Here is a 20402-nt window from a genome sequence, read left to right as displayed (position 1 = left end):
CTTTAAAAAAAGGATATTTTATCATATAGTAGTAGTCTCTTTGCTTTTAAGAAGCCATAAAACCTTTAATCATAAAAAAGATGCAAGCAGAAAGAAGTGCAGCTGCAGGTACAGTAATCAACCAAGCGGCGATAATTTTTTTAACGGCATCTCTTTTTACGTATTTAACTCTTTTTGCGATTTTAAACTCTCTTTTCTCTTTTTTTACTTGCTCGATTTTTTCATCAATTGATTTATATAATCCCGCAATTTTTACATAATCTGATTTGCCTTTTTTCTCTAAAGCTTCAAGTTTTACAAGTTCTTCTTCATATGATTCCAAAAGTTTTTTATCTTTTTTAAATTTTCTTCTAGTATCTCTTATAAATTTTGCTTCACTTGAGTCTAACCACTCTCTTAAAAATCCTACACCAAAGACCCCGCCTACAGCAATATGAGTTGAAGAGACGGGAAGCCCCAACTGACTTGCTACAATTACGGTAACTGCAGCTGCCATTGCAATAGAAAAAGCTCTTATCTGATCTAGCTCCGTAATTTCAGAACCTACGGTTTTTATCAATTTTGGACCGTATAAAGCCAAACCTATAGCCAAACCTATAGCACCTACAGCCATAACCCATAAAGGAATACCTACATTTGAAGATATTTCATGACTCATAACAGCATCATTTATAGCCGCCAGTGGTCCAATAGCGTTTGCTACGTCATTTGCTCCGTGGGCAAAAGATAACAAAGCAGCAGCAAAGATTAAAGGAATAGTAAAAAGTTTATTTATTCCATCTCTATCATTTTGAATCTTTTTAGAAGCCTTTATTATTATGGGTTTTATCAAAATATAAACAATAAGAGCAAAAATTATACCTATAACGGAAGCCCAGAAAAAATCTATTTTAATAAGCTTTTTTAAACCTTTTAAAATAAGATAGGTAGAAAAAGCCCAAGCCATAATTGCAACCAAAAGAGGTACAAACTTGCTTGCCGACTCTTTCAAATCTTTTTTGAAGATAATATTCTTTTTAATAAAAAATAAAAATGCTGCTGCAATAATACCTCCTAAAATAGGTGAGATAACCCAAGAAGCGGCAATTTTACCCATTGTACTCCATGAAACTATAGAAAAACCTGCCGCAGCCGTACCTGCACCCATAACTCCACCTACGATAGAGTGTGTCGTTGAAACAGGTGCACCGATTGAAGTAGCGAAATTTAACCATATTGCAGCAGATAATAAAGCAGCCGTCATAGCCCAAATAAAAACTTCCGGATTTTCAATTAAAGCAGGGTCAATAATACCTTTTTTTATAGTTTTTACAACATCCCCTCCGGCAATCAAGGCTCCCAATGCTTCAAAAACCGCAGCAATAATAATTGCCCACATAAGAGTCATTGCTTTTGAACCAACAGCAGGACCGACATTGTTTGCAACATCATTTGCACCGATATTCATAGCCATATAGGCTCCAAAAACTGCGCCTATTACTAGAAACGTATTGTTATGAATATCTCCATGTGAAGCATAACTCCAAAGAAACACTATCACTACAAAAAGTAGCGCCAATGAGAATTTGGCAAATGAAGGTAGAGTTTTTTCCGTAGCTCTATCAATCCTGTCTAATGTTTGAATATCCAAATTTTTCCTTTGTAACCGTAATGTAATTAAAATTTTTTATGATTATATTGGGTTTTTATTTACTTAACCTTTAAATAAACTTAAAATATTTATTACTAAAATAGTTAATTTATCTTTATTCTCTATATAATATTCCAAAAAATATATCAATTTTCACAAATTATTATATAATTACATTAAAAATTCTTGACAAAAAATACTTTTTTCATTAGAATAGTAATAAAATATAGAGTTTATAAATAATAAAGGAGATAAAATGAGTATTACAATACTTACAGATAAAAGCTCTCCTAAAATCTCTAAAGTGAAAAAAGAGTTTGATATTTTTAGAGTTATCTCAATGAAAAAAGGTAACTTAAATATAATTGAATTCTTCAACAAAGACGGCGCTTTCAGAGGATTTGGAAGAGATACAAAAGCTGCTTATAAAAGAGCAAAAAAAGCTTTAAAAAACTACTATAAATAAAAAGAAGAGGTGAATTTCACCTCTTCTTTATAACTCCATTGAAATATTAAAAAAGAGTGTTCTTGGTCTGCCTAAAGTATCAGAATACAAAAAATACTCTTTGTCAAAAAGATTCTCAATATTAAGATTTATTTTTATATCTTTATTAATTAGTTGCGTATAAAAAGTCGCCCCTAAACCTCCTAAAGTATAAGAATCCAATTCATTGCTATTTGAACTGTTGGTATACCTAGATCCTGTATGGGAAATATTTGCGGAGATTTCCATATTTTTCAAAGCATACTCCAAACGAAGTTCTGCTTTTTTTTCAGGCGAGTATTTAGGTTTTTTACCGATTAAATAATCTTTATTACTGTTTATTATCTCCACATCAGTTATTTTCCCGCTGGCAATAAGTTTTAAATTTTCTAAGAATTCTTTGGAAAAGAAGAGTTCTACTCCCTTATAAACTTCATTTATTAGTTTTGAAGAGTTATCTTCCCCCTCCTCTTCATAAAAATAGTTATAATTTCTATCTACATTAAAAAAAGAGCTAGAAACAAAAGAAGTATCATCAATCTGTTTTGAGAGATTAAGCTCTACTCCTTTGTAATTTTTATTTGTAAGTTGATAATAGCTGTAAGAGTCAAGTCTTTTGTAAAAATAGTTAGAATCACTGCTTAACTGGTAAACAGAACTTTTTATTGTAAATAGATCAAATTCGCCTTTTAAACTCAAAGTTAATTTTTTATTTTCATTATTTTTAAAACGGTCATAAGAAGAGGTACCCAAATCTGTATTTTCAAACTTTATATTTGTCGTAACAATAGAGTTGGGTTTAAAAAAAAATTCAACTTTAGAATTTTGGGAGATACTGTTTTTTCTATATAAAAGGTTACCAAAACCGCTAATAGTTTTACCTTTTGAATTTTCATAGTTCATATTAATATCTAACCAGATATTATCATCAAAATAGAAGTGATTATCAAATACCAAATTAGAGAAATTTTCATTTTCAACATTGCTAAAGTCGTAATAGGGAGTCTGTATATATTCATATCCGTCTTTACTTAGTTTATATTTTAGTGAATACTCAAAGAAGTCTCTTTTTTTCTGTACTTTTACCTCTGCATTTTTATCATTGGAAGTTGTTAGTTTTAGATTATAAAAATTGTAGTCAAGCCCTTGGGCATTAAGAACCTGTATAAAAATAATAAACAATAAAAAAATGAACTTTAGACTTCTAGAAGGCATTTTAAAACCTTTTTATTTTTAATGTTTTTGCTAATAATAACATTAATTGTTTAAAATAACGCCGAATTCTAGAATCTTAAAGTCTTTGTTTTATAAGCTATAGAAAGCAGAAATTATGATCTGCTTGTATTTCTGCTTCCTCTTTTACTGTCTCTTCTTTTTCTATTGTTATTAAAACTATTATTCCCTCTTCTACCGTCTCTTCTTCTTGGGTTTCTGTTTCTTCTATTATCTTCACTACTTCTTTTTAAAAGTCTTTCTATATCAAGTTTTGATTTACCTATATAGTTATTACCTTTTATATAAGTGTCATTTGTTAATACAGAAGCAAGTTTATGAGCAATTGTAGATAAATCATACTCTTCTTTTAAAGATTCAACCAAAGAGACACCAGAATCATAAACTTTTTGATCTCTGATTTTATTTTTTAAACTGTCAGTTTTTTTCTCTTTTACAGACTCAATATTAGGAATAACTTTTGCTTCAAGTTTTCCCCCTGTATCTTTTTGTATTTTTTGTAACATTTTAAATTCATGAGGAGTTACAATTGATATGGCAGTACCATCTTTTCCTGCTCTACCTGTTCTTCCTATTCTGTGAACATAACTTTCTGAATCAAAAGGTAGATGGTAGTTAAAGACATGAGAAACATCATTTACGTCAAGTCCTCTTGCTGCAACGTCTGTTGCTATTAGAACTTCGAGTTTCCCTTTTTTAAAAGAGTTTATAGCCTCTTCTCTTTGTTTTTGTTCCATATCACCGTGTAGGCCTTTTGCTGAAAAGCCTTGTGATACTAGGAAAGTTGACAATCTATCAACCTCCTTTTTAGTGCGACAGAAGATTATTGATTTTTCAGGGTTTTTAAAATCATATAATCTGATTAAAGCATCATCCCTTTCATAATCATCCACCACATAATAAGTTTGCGTAATTCTTGAGTTTGTAATCTCTGATTGAGTAATTGTTATAAACTCAGGTTCTACTAAAATCGATTTTGCCAAAGACTTTATTGCATTAGGCATTGTTGCAGAGAAAAGCAGAGTTTGTCTGTTTGAAGGCATAAAAGTAAAAATCTCTTTGATATCATCTAAAAATCCCATATCAAGCATTTCATCTGCTTCATCTAATACTACAAAAGAGGGATTTATATCAATTTTATGATCTCTTAAAAGATCTAAAAATCTTCCCGGAGTTGCTACTATTATTCCTGCTGTACTTATATGTTTTAGCTGTCTAGAGTAAGATTGTCCACCGTAAACGGTTGCTGTATTTATAGACAAGCTTTTCCCGAATCTGAATAATTCATCGGATACTTGCATTGCAAGTTCTCTTGTAGGTACGATTACAACCGCTTCTACTCCGTTGTTTCCTTTCATCATATTTATAAGAGGCAGTCCAAAAGCCGCTGTTTTACCTGTTCCTGTATGTGCTTGCCCTACCATATCTTTTCCCGATAAGATAACTGGTATTGCATCTACTTGTATAGGACTTGGTTCTTTAAAACCTGCATCCTCAATCGATTTTTGTAATTTCTCTTTGAAATCAAAATCTTTAAAAGTCATTAGTTTCCTTAATATTTATATAACAAAATATACACTAATAAACTTGCAGTTTTTCAAAAGTAGAAAATTACAACTGATTTTAAAATGATAAAACAAGGCTTTGAAATTCGATACTCAAAGTAGTTACAGTATATTTGTGTATAGTTTGGCGGATTTTATCCTAATTTAGATAAATTTAAGCTTTGAGAAAAAGCGGGGCAAGTGCCCTACTTTCTTTGATTTTATTAGATACTGTCTAAACCTTTATAATCTTCTAAATATTTAGTATCATAATTGTTTGAAACAAAATCTTCATTTTCCATCATTTTTTGATGGAAAGGAATTGTTGTTTTAATCCCTTCTACTTCAAACTCGTTTAAAGCTCTTTTCATAATATTAATTGCTTTGTTTCTATCTCTTCCCCAAACAATTAATTTTCCGATCATTGAATCATAATACGGAGGTACCACATATCCTGCATAAACATGAGAATCAACTCTTACATTTCTACCGCCTGGAACAAACCATTGTTCAACTTTTCCGGGGCAAGGCAGGAAGTTTTCAGGATTTTCCGCTGTTATCCTAACTTCAATAGCGTGACCGTTAAATTGGATACTCTCTTGAGGAGGTAACTCTTCACCTTCAGCCACTTTTATCATCCATTCAATAATATCAAGTCCCGAAACCATTTCCGAAACAGGATGTTCAACTTGAAGTCTTGTATTCATCTCCATAAAATAAATGTTTTGTTTATCGTCTGCTAAAAATTCAAAAGTTCCCGCACCTTCATATTTTAAATATTTTGTTGCTTTTACGGCTACGTTATGAAGTTTTTTTCTTGTTTCATCATTTAAAATAATAGCAGGCGACTCTTCTAATACTTTTTGGTGTCTTCTTTGTAAAGAGCAGTCTCTTTCTCCGATATGAATTGCATTTCCGTGAGAATCCCCTAAAACTTGCACTTCAACGTGTCTAGGATTTGAAATAAATCTCTCTAAATACATAGTTCCGTCACCAAATGCAGCTAAAGCTTCAGAAGATGCAGCCATAAAAAGATGATCGAACTCTTCTTCACCTTTTATAAGTCTCATTCCTCTTCCACCGCCTCCGGCAGCAGCTTTTGCCATAATAGGATAACCAATCTCTTTTGCTATTTTTCTACCCTCTTCTACTGTTCCTACTGAACCGTCTGATCCTGGAACAACAGGTACACCCGCTCTAATCATCTCTTCTTTTGCTTTAGATTTGTCAGCCATTTTTTCCATAACTTCAACAGAAGGTCCTATAAATTTAAAACCGTGAAGTTTACAGATTTCAACAAAATCCTGATTTTCAGAAAGGAAACCGTATCCCGGGAAAATAGCATCACTTCCCGTAATTTCCGCTGCTGTGATAATTGCAGGGATATTCAAATATGAATCTATTGATTTAACATCACCTATACAAATAGCCTCATCTGCATGTTTTAAATATGCAGCATTTCTATCTCCTGTAGAATAAACTGCAACAGATTTTTTACCCATTTCTCTAATAGTTCTGATAGCTCTTTGAACTATTTCACCCCTATTAGCAATTAGTATTTTTTTTATTTCTGCCATAATCAGTTCTTCTTACAGTTTTTCTACTACGAAAAGTGGCATATCGTATTCAACAGGAGATGCGTTATCAACTAAAATTTTTAAGATTTTACAATCAAACTCAGCTTCAACCTCATTCATAATTTTCATTGCTTCCAAAATACAAAGAGTTTGACCTTGTTTAATTGTATCTCCCTCTTTTACGAAAGGTTGCGATTCAGGAGAAGGCGACGAATAGTAAGTTCCTACCATAGGAGAATTAATTGTATCTCCGCTAATTGCAGGTGCAGCTTCCGCAGCAGGAGCAGCACTTGCAGTTGCAACAGGTACAGGTGCAGCGGCAACAGGAGCGGCAACAGGTGCTGCAGTAGTTACTACAGTGTTCCCTTCAAAGCCTTTTTGCATAGATACTTCAAACTCACCCTCTTTTACTTTTAATTTATTTAATTCACTTTTATCAAATACTCTTATCAATTCTTTTATTTCTTTAAAATCCATTGTTAACCTCTTTTTGTTAATTTAAGTGGAATCCTACCATAATATTTGTTATAAATTCTTTTATCAAATTTAACAAATTTGCCGTTCCCAACCATTTTTTATCAAAAATTACTAATTATTTGAGTAAAATTGGCAAAAATTTAATAAAATTTAGATTTTTCATTTTTTACAACTTTTAAACAATTTATATACAATTTATATAAATAAAACAAGGAAAATTCGATGATAAGCGATTTAAACTTTATAAATATTGCACACGAAATAGCAAGCGCTTCAAAATGTGTATCAAAACAAGTAGGTGCGGTAATTGTAAAAGACGGCAGAATTTTATCTACAGGGTATAACGGAACACCTGCGGGGTATATAAACTGTAGCAGTTATTGGAATGAAGAGTATACAAAAGATCATCATGAGTGGTCAAAAACTTATGAAATTCATGCAGAAATGAATGCACTAATCTGGGCGGCAAGAAAAGGAATCTCTATTGAAGGAGGTACAATTTATGTAACATTGGAGCCTTGCAGTGAATGTTCTAAAAACTTGATTGCAGCAGGAATAAAAAGAATTGTTTATGATATTGCATATGAACATACCAACTCTGAAATAGTTTCAAGATTTATAAAAGATAACGGGGTAACAATAGAACAAGTTAAAAGATAAAGATTTTATAAAAATAAATATCATAACTTTTTCATATCTACAATATAAAATTAGTCCTAAAATATTTCTAAGGAAGATATATGAAAGTAGGACTATTTATTCCCTGTTTTATGAATGAACTCTATCCTAAAAGTTGTGTTGCCACATTAAAATTACTGAAAAAATTTGATTTGGATGTCGAGTATCCCATGCAGCAGACCTGCTGCGGACAAGCTATGGCAAATTCAGGCTGTTCAAAAGATATGAAAAGCTTGGCTTACAAATTTGTAGATACTTTTAAAAAATATGATTATATAGTTGCTCCTTCCGCTTCTTGCGTAACAATGGTAAAAGAGCATTATGAACCTTTTTTCCATTATAATGAAGATTATAATAAAGTAAAAGTCTCTATTTATGAAGTTTGCGAATTTCTGCATGATGTATTAAAAATTGAAAAACTTAATGTAAAATTTCCCTATAAAGTAGGACTGCACAACTCTTGCCACGGGCATAGAACTCTAAGATTAGGAAGTGCAAGCGAACTTAATATTCCTTATAACAATAAACTCAAAAACCTTCTTAATTTAGTAGAGGAAATCGAAATTATAGAGCTTCAAAGAGAGGATGAATGTTGCGGTTTCGGAGGAACTTTCAGCGTAAGTGAAGAGGATATCTCTATTGCAATGGGAAAAGATAGAATTGCCGATCATCTAAATTCTAAAGCAGAAGTTATCACAGGAGCGGATATGTCTTGCTTGATGCATATGGAAGGAATTATAAAAAGGGATAAAAAACCTTTAAGAGTTATGCATATTACTGAAATTTTAGCAGGGGAGTTTTAAAATGAGTCTTTATAATCACCCTTTAAAAGCAAAAGAGTTTGTAAGAAACGATGAAAGAATGCACTGGCATGACAAAGCCTTATGGTTTGTAAGAGAGAAAAGAGATTTGGCCTCAAAATCAATTCCTGAATGGGAAAAACTAAGAACTTATGCAGCTCAAATAAAATCCCATACTATGGCAAATTTGGATAAATATCTTTTAGAGTTTGAAGCCAATGCTAAAAAAAGAGGAATAAAAGTACATTTTGCAAAAGATGCAAAAGAGCATAATGAGATTGTTTATAAAATATTAAAAGAAAACCGCGTAGAAAAAGTAGTTAAATCCAAATCAATGTTAACAGAAGAGTGCCGTTTAAATCCTTTTTTGGAAAAAAGAGGTATTGAAGTAGTAGATACGGATTTAGGAGAAAGAATTGTTCAACTTAGAAAAGAGACACCTTCGCATATCGTTCTTCCTGCAATTCACCTAAAAAAAGAAGATGTTGCAAAAACATTTCATGAAAAAATAGGTACAGATGAGGATAACAGCGACCCAAGTTATCTTACAAATGCTGCAAGAGAGAATTTAAGACAGAAGTTTTTAAATGCCCAAGCAGGTATTACAGGCGTAAATTTTGCCGTTGCTAAAACAGGAGGAGTGGTAGTTTGCACAAATGAAGGGAATGCAGATATGGGAGCAACTCTTCCAAAACTTCATATTGCTTGCATGGGAATTGAAAAAATTATTCCAAGAGCAGAAGATTTGGGTGTTTTTACAAGACTACTAGCAAGAAGTGCAACAGGTCAGCCAATAACCTCTTATACTTCACATTTTCACTCAAGTGTTGAAAATGGAGAGATGCATATTGTAATAGTTGATAATAAAAGAACACCCTTTTTACAATCAAATTCATATAAAAATGCCTTAAACTGTATTCGCTGCGGTGCTTGTATGAATACCTGCCCCGTTTATAGAAGAAGCGGCGGACATTCATACGATTATGTAATACCTGGACCCATAGGTTCGACGCTTGGAAGTTTTAGAGATCCAAAGATTTATAAAACTTTATCTTTTGCCTGCTCTTTATGCGGTTCTTGTTCAAATGTTTGTCCCGTGAAAATTGATTTGGATTCACAGCTTTATACACACAGACAAGATTTAAGAGAAAAAAATATAATTTCAAATAAAAAAAGAGTTACTATGCAATTTGCCGTCTGGCTGATGAACAGACCTCTTCTTTTCTCTTTTATAAGTAAACTTGCAAGAAAAACAATTCCTCTTCTTCCAAAAGCAGTTATATACAACAAATATAATATTTGGGGAAAACACAGAGATATTCCACAAATGCCCGCTAAAAGTTTTAAAGAGATTTATAAAGAGGAGTTTAAAAATGACTAGCAAAGAAATTATTCTTCAAAATATTAGAAAAAACAATCTTGTAAAAGATTTGGGACTTCCTAGTTATTCCAATTTTGGAATAAAATTTGACGACCCCTACTCAAAATTTAACCAGATGCTTGAAAGTGTAGGAGGAAAGACACTGTTTATAAAAAAAGAAGAGATAGAAGATACTATTTTTAATCTATTTTCAAAAGAGAAAGAGATTGCAAGTAACAGTCTCTATTTCAAGAAAGGTAATTTCTTCCCCAATGAACAAGAAGATGCCCACCTTTTAAAAAATATTGACGTAGCTGTAGTAGATGGAAATTTTGCAGTTGCAGAAAATGCAGCGGTATGGGTAAGCAATAAAAACAACAGACACCGAACTCTTTACTTTATAGCCCAAAATATCGTGATTTTGGTAGATAAAAAAGACATAGTACATAATATGCATGAGGCTTATGAAAAAATATCTTTTGAGAATATATCTTACGGCACTTTTATAAGCGGACCTTCAAAAACTGCTGATATTGAACAATCTTTAGTTATAGGGGCACACGGACCAAAATCCGGATATGTTATTTTCATAGAATAATGATATAATTTTTTATATTGAGGTTTAAATGAAAAAATTTTTAATCACTATTCTTTTTTTTATAAACTTTTTATATGCCCAAAGCAAAGAGGTTCTTTTTTTAAACTCCTATCACAGGGGATATAAATGGAGTGACGATATTATTAATGCCGTAGAAAAAGAGTTTAAAAATCACGATAATATCGAACTTACGGTTTTATATATGGATACAAAAAGAGTCGGCAGTCCTACATATTTGGAACATTTGGCAAAACTTTACAAAGAGCAGTTGGAAAACAGAAAATTTGATTTGGTTATTTCAAGCGATAATAATGCCTTTGATTTTGCAGTAAAATATCATAAAATTCTCTTTAAAGATACTCCTGTACTTTTTTGCGGAATTAATAACTTTGATAAAGATATTTTAAAAAAGAACAATCTTTCGCAATATGTAAGCGGTGTAATTGAACAAGTTGATTTAGAAAAAAACTTTAGACTTATTTTAAATCTTCAACCCGAACTTAAAAAACTGCTTATTATTAATGACAAATCAAAAACCGGGCTTGCTATGAAAAAAGATTTGGATCCTATTATAAAAAAGTATTCAAAAAAAATAGATATCGAATATATAGATAATATGGATATAAAACATCTAAAAAGAAAAGTTGAAAAGCTAAAAAACGATACGGCAATTCTTCTTGTATTGCTGTTTAAAGATAGTACCGGAAAATTTTTCACTTATAAGCAGAGTGTAAAACAGATAAGAAAAGCAAGTGAAGTGCCTATATACGGCTTATGGGATTTTTATTTGGATTACGGGATAGTAGGAGGGCTTGTAACCTCAGCTCTTGCCCAAGGAGAAGCAGTTTCTAAAATGGCAATAAAAGTCTTAAACGGTAAAAAAATAGAAGAGATTCCTATTTTAAAAAAATCTCCAAACAGATACCTTTTTGATTATGATGAACTTAAAAGATTTAATTTAGATGTTGAAAAAGTCGTAAACAAATATGAAATTATAAACAAACCTCACACTTTTTTGCAAAAATATACAAAACTTGTAGTAATAACTATTACTATAATTGCAACTTTGCTTATTTTAGTTTTGGCAATGAGAGCAAATATTCAAAGAAGAAAACTTGTAGAAAAAGCTCTTCAAGACAGAATAAAATTCGATAAGGTATTAATCGACACCTTTCCCAATCCCATTTATTATAAAAACAAAGAGGGGAAATTTTTAGGTTGCAACAAAGCCTTTTCAGAACTTTTAAACATATCAAAAACAGAAGTGATAGGAAAAACGGCAAAAGACTTTTTCCCTCCTGAGATTGCCGAAAAAAACGGCAAGATAGATAAACAGTTAATGCAGACTTTAGGAACGAATACTTCTGAAATGACTCTTCATACTTTAAACAATCAGATGAAACATATAATAATCAATAAAGCCGTATATTTAAATAATGACGGCTCTATAGGAGGAATCGTATGTGTAATGGATGATATAACAGAAAGAATACAACAAAAACAGTTTTTGATTCAACAAGCAAAATTGGCTGAAATGGGAGATATGATTGCAGCAATTGCACATCAATGGAATGAACCTTTAGTAGAACTCTCCGCACAAGTACAGGACATACAAACGTCATTTATTTTAAATGAACTAAAAGATACTCAAGTTGAAGAGTTTGTAACGGATTCAATGATTCAACTGCAATATATGTCAAAAACCTTAAGTGATTTTAGAAACTTCTTAAAACCCTCTACAAAAAAAACTCTTTTTTCTATTAGAAAAGCTTTTGAGGAGATATTTGAAATTTTAGGAAAACAGATATATTACTCAAATATAGATCTTAAACTTAATTACGAGTACGATAAAGGGGAGCTTTTAATTTACGGTTATGAAAATGAATTTAAGCAAGTTTTATTAAATTTAATTAATAATGCAAAAAATAAAATTATAGAAAAAGATTCCCAAAACAAATACAATCTAATTATTAATATTTTTTACGATGAAAATTATACGACTATTGAAATAATAGACGACGGAGGAAATATAGAAGAAGATATTTTAGATAAAATATTTGAGCCCTATTTTACGACTAAAAAAAGCGGTACGGGATTTGGTCTGTATATGGCAAAAGTAATAATTGAAGATAAAATGAACGGTTTAATAAGCGTAAAAAACAGAGATAAAAATGTTGTATTTACCTTAAAACTTCCCCACCATAAAGGAGCCCAATGAAAATACTTCTTTTAGAAGACAATAAAAAACTAAATGCCGCAATAAAAAAAAGGTTGGAACTTAAAGGTCACAAGGTTTACAATTTTGAAGACGGGAAAGAGGCATATGAAAATATAACCGAAGGCTTTAGCTGCTTTGTACTTGATATAAATGTTCCCAACATAGACGGAATAAAAATTTTAAAGAAAATTCGTGAATATTACAAAGATGTACCCGTTATTATTATAAGTGCGACCGTTGAACTAGATATAATCAAAAAGTCTTATGATTTTGGATGCAACGATTATCTAAAAAAACCCTTTTTTATAGATGAGCTGGAAATAAAAATAGAAAAGCTCTGTAAAATAAAAGATGAAAAAATAGAGTTTGATAATGACTCTTTTTTTGATTATAAATCCTCTACTTTGATAATAAATAATGAGAAAATAAGACTCACAAAAAAAGAGAGACTTTTAATAAATCTTTTTATAACTAAAAAAGATGAAGTTTTGACCTACTCAATTATTGAAAATTATGTATGGGAAGGCTCTTTTGCCTCAATTGATTCAATTAGAAGCCTTGTTCGAAGATTAAGAAAAATATTAAAAAAAGAGTATATCCAAACGGTAGTCGATACAGGTTATATATTTAAAGTCCCGTAAGCTACATAACCTATACATAAAACTTTAAAATATCATATCTTTTTCATTTTGTATGGTTACAATCTTGTCTGAGAGACAATTTAAAGGAGATCACAATGAAAATGTTTGGTAAAACAACTAAACTTTTAGTTGCTGCTGCCCTAGTTACAGGGATGGGAACTTCAGCAATGGCAAAAAAAGTCTATAAATGGAAATTAGCTACTACTTGGGGACCTACGTTATCTCCATTTATCGATGCACCTAAAAACCTTGCAAAAATAGTAGAAGAGATGTCTGACGGCAGACTTATTATAAGAGTTGATGCTGCAAATAAACATAAATCGCCTTTAGGGGTTTTAGATATGGTAAAAGGTGGACAGTACGAGATGGCTCATACAGCCTCTTATTATTGGAAAGGTAAAGATATAAACCTTCTTCCTTTTACAACAATGCCTTTTGGTATGACTGCACCTGAACAGTATTCTTGGTTCTATTACGGCGGAGGAATGGAACTAATGGAAAAAGCATATAAAAGACATAGAATTTTATCATATCCCGGAGGAAACTCAGGGAACCAAATGGGTGGTTGGTTTAGAAAAGAGATTAATTCACTTGATGATTTAAAGGGACTAAAAATGAGAATTCCCGGTTTTGCGGGAGAAGTTCTGGCAAAACTGGGTGTCCAAGTTACAAATATAGCTCCCGGAGAACTTTATACGGCACTTGAAAGAGGAACAATAGACTCTTTAGAGTGGGTAAGTCCTAGTATGGATATTAAAATGGGATTTCATAAAATTGCACCCTATTATTATACAGGATGGCATGAGCCTGCAACAGAATTACAGTATTTAGTAAATCAAAAAGCATTAAAAAAATTACCGAAAGATTTGCAAGAGATATTAATAATTGCAATGAGAGTTACTGCTTATGATATGTATATTCAAAACTACCATATGAATGCGACTGCTTGGGAAGAGATGAAAAAAGAGTATCCAAATATCAAAGTTAAAACTCTTCCAAAATCAGTAATGGATGCTATGAAAAAAGCTAATAAAGAGTTAAGAGCCGAAATGTCGGAAAAATCTCCTGAATTAAAAGAGATCTTAAATTCTCAAGATGCCTACTTAAAAAGAGTTAGAGCATGGACTGAAATGTCGGATTATCTTTATCTAAAAGACAATTTATAGTGATTAAACCCCCTCTTAAGGGGGTTTGCATTATACTAACAGTTAATATAGATATAAGTTATTTATATTTATCTTAACTTTTAAAATTACCCAAAGGAACTTTTATGTTGTTAAAGTTAGAGCGTGGTTTCGATAAGTTTGCAAATATTATCGGAGCAATCACTGCTGTAGCAATGGTACTTATGATATTAAACGTATTTTATGATGTAATAATGAGATACTTTTTCAGAACAGGATCCATTGCAATGCAAGAGATGGAGTGGCATCTATTCTCTGTTATTATATTACTTGGTATTGCCTATACCTTAAAAGAGGACGGTCATGTTAGAGTTGATTTGGTTTATGATAGATTACCTTCCAAAAAAAAGGCAATGATCAATATGGTAGGTTCTATATTATTTATTTTACCTATTGCAATTTTAGTAGGTCTTAGCTCAATAGATAATGCTGTTGAAGCTTTTAGATCAATGGAACAAAGTGGTGATCCGGGAGGGTTACCTTATAGATGGATTGTAAAATCATTAATACCCCTTTCATTTTTTCTTTTAATAATTACGACTATAGGATTTTTTATCAAAAATCTGAATATCTACAAAGGGTATAAAGATTTTGATGATAACTTTATAAAAAATGAGATTGACAGTCTAAAATGTGATTTAGAAGAACATAAATTCCATGTTGTAAATATTGATGGGAAAGAAGATAAAGGAGACAATAAATGATCGGTATTATAATGTTTTTTACGGCTTTATTTATGCTTATCATAGGTTTCCCCGTTGCTTTTACTTTTGCAGCCGTTTCAGTGCTTTTCGGTATTATTGCAGGTTTTGTAGAAATTTTATCTTATGCCGAACAAGGACAGACTTTGTTATCTTTAATCCATGACGGATGGGTCGAAGGTATCTCTATGTTTGATTATATGCCTTTTAGAATTTTTGCAATTCAGCAAAGTACGATTTTAATGGCAATTCCTATGTTTATTTTTATGGGAATTATTCTGCAAAAAACAGGACTTGCGGAAAAACTTCTTGAATCTATGGGATTTTTATTCGGAGAGATTAGAGGAGGAGTTGCTATTTCAACAGTCCTTGTAGGTACTTTACTTGCAGCTTCAACAGGTGTAGTAGGAGCTTCGGTTGTAGCTATGGGAGTTATTTCTCTTCCTGTTATGCTTAAGTATAAGTATAATAAAGAGCTTGCAACAGGTACGATTTGTGCTTCAGGTACTTTAGGACAAATTATTCCTCCTTCTATTGTATTAATCATTTTAGGAGATGTTTTCCAAGTTCCCGTTGGAGATCTGTTTAAAGCTGCATTGGTTCCGGGATTAACCCTTGTTGGAGCTTATATTCTTTATATTTTGATTTTGGCATACTTAAATAAAGATATTGCACCTTCAATCCCTTCAGATCCAAGCAGAGGAACCAAAAAGAAACAGGTTATAAGAGCCTTAATTGATATTATTCCATCACTAACTCTTATTATACTTGTATTAGGTTCAATCTTTGAAGGAATCGCTACACCTACGGAATCTGCTGCGGTAGGATGTTTTGGAGCAGTGGGATTGGCTTTGATGTATAAAACTTTTTCAATAAAAATAATAAAAGAGGCGTCACTTGAAGCTGTTAAGATCACATCTATGGTTTTTGCCATTTTAATCGGAGCAACGGCATTTTCTATGGTATTTTCATATACAGGGGGAGATGAAATCGTAGAAAAACTTATGTTAAGTCTTCCGGGAGACGATAAATGGGGATTTATTATTTTTACGATGATAGCTATATTATTATTAGGATTTTTTATCGATTTTATTGAAATCTCATATATTATTATTCCTATTCTTTTACCTGTGGCAGAAACGTTGGGAATAAATCCCGTATGGTTTGCAATATTAATTGCAATGAATCTTCAAACCTCATTTCTAACCCCTCCTTTTGGTTTCTCTTTATTCTATTTAAAGGGATGTTCACCGGCAGGTGTAACAACAGGACACATTTATAGAGGAGTTGTTCCTTTTATTCTTATTCAAGTGATAATATTAGGAATTGTAGCTTTTTATCCGGAAATTTTCGGTATGACAGCCCAAATGTAAGAATTAAAAATGTCACACTGTTTAAATCTGATCTTAAATATAATATTAAAACAGTGTGACAAAATGTTCTCATTTATAAACGATCCCCAACAAAGAATATATACAGTTCCAAGACTTGAATAGTAGAAATTTTAAATTCATAATATAAAAATTAAAAAGGATTTAAAATGTTAGAAGAAAACTACAAAAGTTTTTATGAACAAATATCTAAAACTATTGACGAAAAAAAGATTTTTACGGATAAATTACATACTTTAGCCTACGGTACGGATGCCTCTTTTTACAGACTTATTCCTAAAATAGTTATAAAAACAGATACGCCTAAAGAAGTTGAAGAAATATTAAAACTTAGCAATAATCTGCAATTAAGCGTGACTTTCAGAGCAGCGGGAACTTCTCTTTCCGGACAAGCAATAAGCGATTCTATTTTAGTTGTAACTTCAAGAAATTTTAGAGCTTTTAGTGTTTCAAAAGATAAATCGTTAATCTCTCTTCAACCTGCCTTAACAGGGCAGGAAGTAAATAATATCTTAGCACCCTTTTCTAAAAAAATAGGTCCCGATCCGGCAAGTATAAATGCTGCAATGATCGGAGGAATTGCAGCTAACAATGCTTCAGGAATGTGTTGCGGAATTTCACAAAACTCTTATAAAACTCTAAAATCAATGAAATTGATATTTTCAGACGGAACAAAACTTGACACCGCAGATGAAAAAAGCAAAGAGAATTTCAGAAAAACCCATAAGAAGTTTTTAGAAGAGCTTCAAAATCTTTCACAAGAGACTAAAAACAATAAAGAGCTAAAAAAGAGAATCCAAAAAAAATATAAAATCAAAAATACCTGCGGTTACTCTTTAAATGCCCTTATTGATTTTGAAGATGTGTTTGAGATTTTACAACATCTAATAATAGGAAGTGAAGGAACCTTAGCTTTTATTGAAGAGATAACATATAAAACAGTTGAAGATTTAAAAGATAAAGCAAGTGCCCTAATCTACTTTAAAAACGTAAATGAAGCCTGTAGTGCGGTTACAAAATTAAAACTTGCAAGAGATAAAAAAGAGATTATAGTAGATGCAGTCGAACTTATGGATAGAGCAGGGCTTAGAAGTATAGAAAACGACCCTGCAATGCCTGAATTTATCAAAGAGTTTGATGAAGACGTAACGGCACTTTTAATTGAGACAAGAGCAAAAAATGCAAAAAAACTTCAAATTCAAATTAAAGAGATTGAGAAGCTGCTTCAAGAGTTTAAAGTAGTAAGAGATTTTTATTTTACAACCGATGAAAAAGAGTACACAATGTACTGGAAAATAAGAAAAGGTCTTTTCCCTGCCGTAGGTGCAGTAAGAGAAACGGGAACAACGGTTATTATAGAAGATGTAGCTTATCCCATTGAAAAACTTGCCCCTGCAACTTTAGAACTTCAAAAACTTTTTAAGAAACATGGTTACCATGAAGCACTTATTTTCGGTCACGCATTAGACGGAAATTTTCACTTTGTATTTACCCAGGATTTTTCTTCAAAAGAGGAGGTAAAAAGATATGATGAATTTATGAAAGATGTGGTAAATCAAGTTGCAGGGAAATATGAAGGGAGTTTAAAAGCAGAACATGGAACAGGAAGAAATATGGCAGCTTTTATAGAAGTAGAGTGGGGTAAAACTGCTTATAATATGATGAAAAAAATAAAAATGCTTTTTGACCCTAAAAACCTTTTAAATCCTGGAGTTATTATAAATGAGGACAAAGAAGCTCACTTAAAAAATCTTAAAGCAATGCCTCAAACAAATGATTTAGTAGATACTTGTATTGAGTGCGGTTTTTGTGAACCTACTTGTCCTTCAAATGATTTAACATTAACTCCTAGACAAAGAATCGTAATCAACAGGGAAATTTCAAGACTTCAAAAAGAGGGGAATAAAAAAGAGGCACAAGAGTATCTGGAACTTTATAAATATGACGGACTAGAGACTTGCGCCGCTTGTTCTTTATGTTCTACTGCTTGTCCAGTTAAAATAGATACGGGAAGTTTAACAAAACATCTAAGGGCAGAACAAATATCTCCAAGAGCAGATAAAATAGCAAGTGCCATTGCAAATAACTACAAAGCAACTCTACAAGGTATGAGAGTAGGTTTAAAAGGGGTGAATTTAGTTCATAAAATACTTGGTACTTCTAGTTTAGAAGCTATTTCTTCTACTTTTAGAGCTTGGTCAAAAGGAACACTTCCAAAATGGACTCCATATTTACCAAAAGGTATAAACATCAATACTAGATTTGAGCAGCAAGTATTAGAGAAAAAAGTTGTCTATTTTCCTTCATGTATAAATAGAAGTATGGGAAGAAATAGTAAATCTACTGTTGACGAAGAACTTTTTGATTTAACAGTAAAACTTCTAAAAAAAGCAGGATTTCAAATAATTTTCCCAGAAGAGATGGATAAACTTTGCTGTGGTATGCCATTTTCATCAAAAGGGTATAAAGAGCAAGGAAAATTAAAATCTGATGAGTTGGAAGAGGCTTTAAGAGAAGCTAGCAAACAAGGAGCTTACCCTATTTTATGTGATATGAGTCCATGTACAAAAACAATGATTGGAAACTTCGGTTCAAGATTAAAAATCTATGAGCCAATTGAGTTTGCACTTGAACACTTGACAAAAGAACTAGAGTTTACAAAAATTGATGAACCCATTACTATTCATACAACTTGTAGTTCAAGAAAAATGGGGCTTCATGAAAAATTTATAGAGCTTGCAAATATGTGCTCAACAAAAGTTATAATTCCCCAAAACGTAAAATGCTGCGGTTTTGCAGGAGACAGAGGTTTTACCTATCCTGAATTAAACGACTCGGCATTAAGATTTTTAAAAGAAGAGACAAAAGAAGCAAAATACGCTTTTAGCACATCCAAAACCTGTGAAATAGGTTTAAGCGAACACTCAAATTTAGATTACAACTCAATATTTTACCTAATTGACAAGGTCACTGTGGCAAAAAATAGTTAATCTTTTTCATATAAAAACAGATATTTACCATTTTTTTGGTAAAATATTTGTTTTTAAGACAAAGGATTAAAATGAGAAAGATATTACTTGCCCTTTTTATGTTGGTTTCTATATCATCTGCGGATATTATAAACGGTGTTGCTTTAACGGTAAATGATGACCCGATTACTCTATATGATATAAAAAAGAGAGAACTTGAAAATAATATACCGAGAGAAAAAGCCGTTGCCCAGTTAGTTGATGAAACTCTATATGAACAATTAATAAAAAAATACAATATCACGGCAGATCTTTTTGATGTAAATAATTATTTAGAAAAAGTTGCAGCTTCAAACGGTATGAGTCTGTATGAATTTAAATCAATAATCAGACAAAAATATAAAGACTACAGCAAATACGAAGAGCAAACTAAACAGTTAATAATAAGACAAAAATTAACAGATAAATTAGTAAGAGGTAATATTAAAATTGCCACAGAAGAGGACTTAGAAATCTATTATGAAAATAATCCGTCAATGTTTACTATGGCTACAAACGTAAAAGCAGTACAATACGCTTCAACAAATAAAAACAGTCTAAATACAATTGTTCAAAATCCGTATATGACTCTTCCTGATGTAGAAAAAAGTTCGGTAAATCTAGATCAAAGAAATATAAATCCTCAACTTAGATATATGATAAACGAAACAAACCTAAATCAATTTACACCAATCTTTTCTACGGGTAAAGAGTATGTTACCTTGATGATTTTACAAAAAGAGAATGAACAAACAATCCCGTTTGATGATGTAAAAGATAGAATTTTTAATATTATTATGCAAGATAGAGAACAAAAATATTTAAAAGATTATTTTGAAAAACTAAAACTATCTGCAAATATAACAATAGTGAGATAA

General features: G+C 31.6%; 17 protein-coding genes. 12 read left to right on the top strand and 5 right to left on the bottom strand.

Annotation, left to right across the window (positions count from 1 at the left end):
* Positions 1-46 precede the first annotated feature (46 nt).
* Positions 47-1630 carry an inorganic phosphate transporter gene (locus tag AANAER_RS00795; protein WP_129081365.1) on the bottom strand — a complete coding sequence of 528 codons (1584 nt, stop codon included), beginning with the start codon at positions 1628-1630 and terminating at the stop codon, positions 47-49.
* A gap of 256 nt (positions 1631-1886) precedes the next feature.
* Here AANAER_RS00795 and AANAER_RS00790 point away from each other — a divergent pair, with 256 nt between their 5' ends.
* The gene (locus AANAER_RS00790) at positions 1887-2096 is read left to right on the top strand and encodes a hypothetical protein (protein ID WP_044419054.1); all 210 of its coding nucleotides are present in this window, start codon (positions 1887-1889) and stop codon (positions 2094-2096) included.
* A gap of 27 nt (positions 2097-2123) precedes the next feature.
* On the opposite strand, the gene AANAER_RS00785 is transcribed toward AANAER_RS00790, so the two are convergent.
* The 4 genes from AANAER_RS00785 to accB form a co-directional block, all read right to left on the bottom strand.
* Positions 2124-3329 (bottom strand): TonB-dependent receptor, encoded by a 1206-nt coding sequence (locus AANAER_RS00785; RefSeq protein ID WP_129081364.1) that lies wholly within the window; start codon positions 3327-3329, stop codon positions 2124-2126.
* A gap of 113 nt (positions 3330-3442) precedes the next feature.
* Entirely contained in the window at positions 3443-4891 is a 1449-nt protein-coding gene (locus tag AANAER_RS00780; protein ID WP_129081363.1) for a DEAD/DEAH box helicase, read from the bottom strand.
* Between the two features lie 224 nt (positions 4892-5115).
* Positions 5116-6468, bottom strand: coding sequence for an acetyl-CoA carboxylase biotin carboxylase subunit (locus tag AANAER_RS00775; protein WP_129081362.1), 1353 nt, complete (start codon positions 6466-6468; stop codon positions 5116-5118).
* A 12-nt stretch (positions 6469-6480) separates the two neighbouring features.
* Positions 6481-6945 carry an acetyl-CoA carboxylase biotin carboxyl carrier protein gene (gene accB, locus AANAER_RS00770; RefSeq protein WP_129081361.1) on the bottom strand — a complete coding sequence of 155 codons (465 nt, stop codon included), beginning with the start codon at positions 6943-6945 and terminating at the stop codon, positions 6481-6483.
* Positions 6946-7167: 222 nt separating this feature from the next.
* Here accB and AANAER_RS00765 point away from each other — a divergent pair, with 222 nt between their 5' ends.
* From AANAER_RS00765 to AANAER_RS00715, 11 genes are all read left to right on the top strand, one after another.
* Positions 7168-7605 (top strand): deoxycytidylate deaminase, encoded by a 438-nt coding sequence (locus AANAER_RS00765; protein WP_044419064.1) that lies wholly within the window; start codon positions 7168-7170, stop codon positions 7603-7605.
* A gap of 80 nt (positions 7606-7685) precedes the next feature.
* A complete protein-coding gene (locus tag AANAER_RS00760; RefSeq protein ID WP_129081360.1) occupies positions 7686-8426 on the top strand; it encodes a (Fe-S)-binding protein in 741 nt (246 codons plus the stop codon).
* 1 nt (position 8427) lies between these two features.
* Positions 8428-9804: a lactate utilization protein B gene (locus tag AANAER_RS00755; protein WP_129081359.1), complete on the top strand. Its 1377-nt coding sequence runs from the start codon at positions 8428-8430 to the stop codon at positions 9802-9804.
* Positions 9797-10381 carry a LutC/YkgG family protein gene (locus AANAER_RS00750; protein ID WP_129081358.1) on the top strand — a complete coding sequence of 195 codons (585 nt, stop codon included), beginning with the start codon at positions 9797-9799 and terminating at the stop codon, positions 10379-10381. Before AANAER_RS00755 ends, AANAER_RS00750 begins: the two co-directional genes overlap by 8 nt.
* 28 nt (positions 10382-10409) lie before the next feature.
* A complete protein-coding gene (locus AANAER_RS00745) occupies positions 10410-12599 on the top strand; it encodes an ABC transporter substrate binding protein (RefSeq protein ID WP_129081357.1) in 2190 nt (729 codons plus the stop codon).
* On the top strand, positions 12596-13240 hold the full coding sequence (locus tag AANAER_RS00740) for a response regulator transcription factor (protein ID WP_129081356.1): 645 nt from the start codon (positions 12596-12598) through the stop codon (positions 13238-13240). Before AANAER_RS00745 ends, AANAER_RS00740 begins: the two co-directional genes overlap by 4 nt.
* A gap of 95 nt (positions 13241-13335) precedes the next feature.
* Positions 13336-14406, top strand: coding sequence for a TRAP transporter substrate-binding protein (locus AANAER_RS00735; protein WP_206732534.1), 1071 nt, complete (start codon positions 13336-13338; stop codon positions 14404-14406).
* 104 nt (positions 14407-14510) lie between these two features.
* Complete coding sequence (locus tag AANAER_RS00730) at positions 14511-15128, top strand: TRAP transporter small permease subunit (protein ID WP_179951807.1); 618 nt, start codon at positions 14511-14513, stop codon at positions 15126-15128.
* Positions 15125-16498, top strand: a complete 1374-nt coding sequence (locus AANAER_RS00725) for a TRAP transporter large permease (protein ID WP_129081355.1) — start codon at positions 15125-15127, stop codon at positions 16496-16498. Before AANAER_RS00730 ends, AANAER_RS00725 begins: the two co-directional genes overlap by 4 nt.
* A gap of 167 nt (positions 16499-16665) precedes the next feature.
* Positions 16666-19506: an FAD-binding and (Fe-S)-binding domain-containing protein gene (locus AANAER_RS00720; protein WP_129081354.1), complete on the top strand. Its 2841-nt coding sequence runs from the start codon at positions 16666-16668 to the stop codon at positions 19504-19506.
* A gap of 71 nt (positions 19507-19577) precedes the next feature.
* Positions 19578-20402: a peptidylprolyl isomerase gene (locus tag AANAER_RS00715; protein WP_044419078.1), complete on the top strand. Its 825-nt coding sequence runs from the start codon at positions 19578-19580 to the stop codon at positions 20400-20402.

Origin of the sequence: Halarcobacter anaerophilus (assembly GCF_006459125.1) — a bacterium.
GTDB classification, from domain to species: Bacteria; Campylobacterota; Campylobacteria; order Campylobacterales; family Arcobacteraceae; genus Halarcobacter; species Halarcobacter anaerophilus.
This window is presented reverse-complemented; position numbering and strand designations above follow the sequence as displayed.

Bases quoted from the DNA above. Each gene is read 5' to 3' on its own strand.
- AANAER_RS00725 (WP_129081355.1), top strand. From the start codon at position 15,125: ATGATCGGTATTATAATGTTTTTTACGGCTTTATTTATGCTTATCATA.
- accB (WP_129081361.1), bottom strand. From the start codon at position 6,945: ATGGATTTTAAAGAAATAAAAGAATTGATAAGAGTATTTGATAAAAGT.
- AANAER_RS00755 (WP_129081359.1), top strand. From the start codon at position 8,428: ATGAGTCTTTATAATCACCCTTTAAAAGCAAAAGAGTTTGTAAGAAAC.
- AANAER_RS00785 (WP_129081364.1), bottom strand. From the start codon at position 3,329: ATGCCTTCTAGAAGTCTAAAGTTCATTTTTTTATTGTTTATTATTTTT.
- AANAER_RS00715 (WP_044419078.1), top strand. From the start codon at position 19,578: ATGAGAAAGATATTACTTGCCCTTTTTATGTTGGTTTCTATATCATCT.
- AANAER_RS00780 (WP_129081363.1), bottom strand. From the start codon at position 4,891: ATGACTTTTAAAGATTTTGATTTCAAAGAGAAATTACAAAAATCGATT.
- AANAER_RS00730 (WP_179951807.1), top strand. From the start codon at position 14,511: ATGTTGTTAAAGTTAGAGCGTGGTTTCGATAAGTTTGCAAATATTATC.
- AANAER_RS00735 (WP_206732534.1), top strand. From the start codon at position 13,336: ATGAAAATGTTTGGTAAAACAACTAAACTTTTAGTTGCTGCTGCCCTA.
- AANAER_RS00775 (WP_129081362.1), bottom strand. From the start codon at position 6,468: ATGGCAGAAATAAAAAAAATACTAATTGCTAATAGGGGTGAAATAGTT.
- AANAER_RS00760 (WP_129081360.1), top strand. From the start codon at position 7,686: ATGAAAGTAGGACTATTTATTCCCTGTTTTATGAATGAACTCTATCCT.
- AANAER_RS00745 (WP_129081357.1), top strand. From the start codon at position 10,410: ATGAAAAAATTTTTAATCACTATTCTTTTTTTTATAAACTTTTTATAT.
- AANAER_RS00740 (WP_129081356.1), top strand. From the start codon at position 12,596: ATGAAAATACTTCTTTTAGAAGACAATAAAAAACTAAATGCCGCAATA.
- AANAER_RS00750 (WP_129081358.1), top strand. From the start codon at position 9,797: ATGACTAGCAAAGAAATTATTCTTCAAAATATTAGAAAAAACAATCTT.
- AANAER_RS00790 (WP_044419054.1), top strand. From the start codon at position 1,887: ATGAGTATTACAATACTTACAGATAAAAGCTCTCCTAAAATCTCTAAA.
- AANAER_RS00765 (WP_044419064.1), top strand. From the start codon at position 7,168: ATGATAAGCGATTTAAACTTTATAAATATTGCACACGAAATAGCAAGC.
- AANAER_RS00720 (WP_129081354.1), top strand. From the start codon at position 16,666: ATGTTAGAAGAAAACTACAAAAGTTTTTATGAACAAATATCTAAAACT.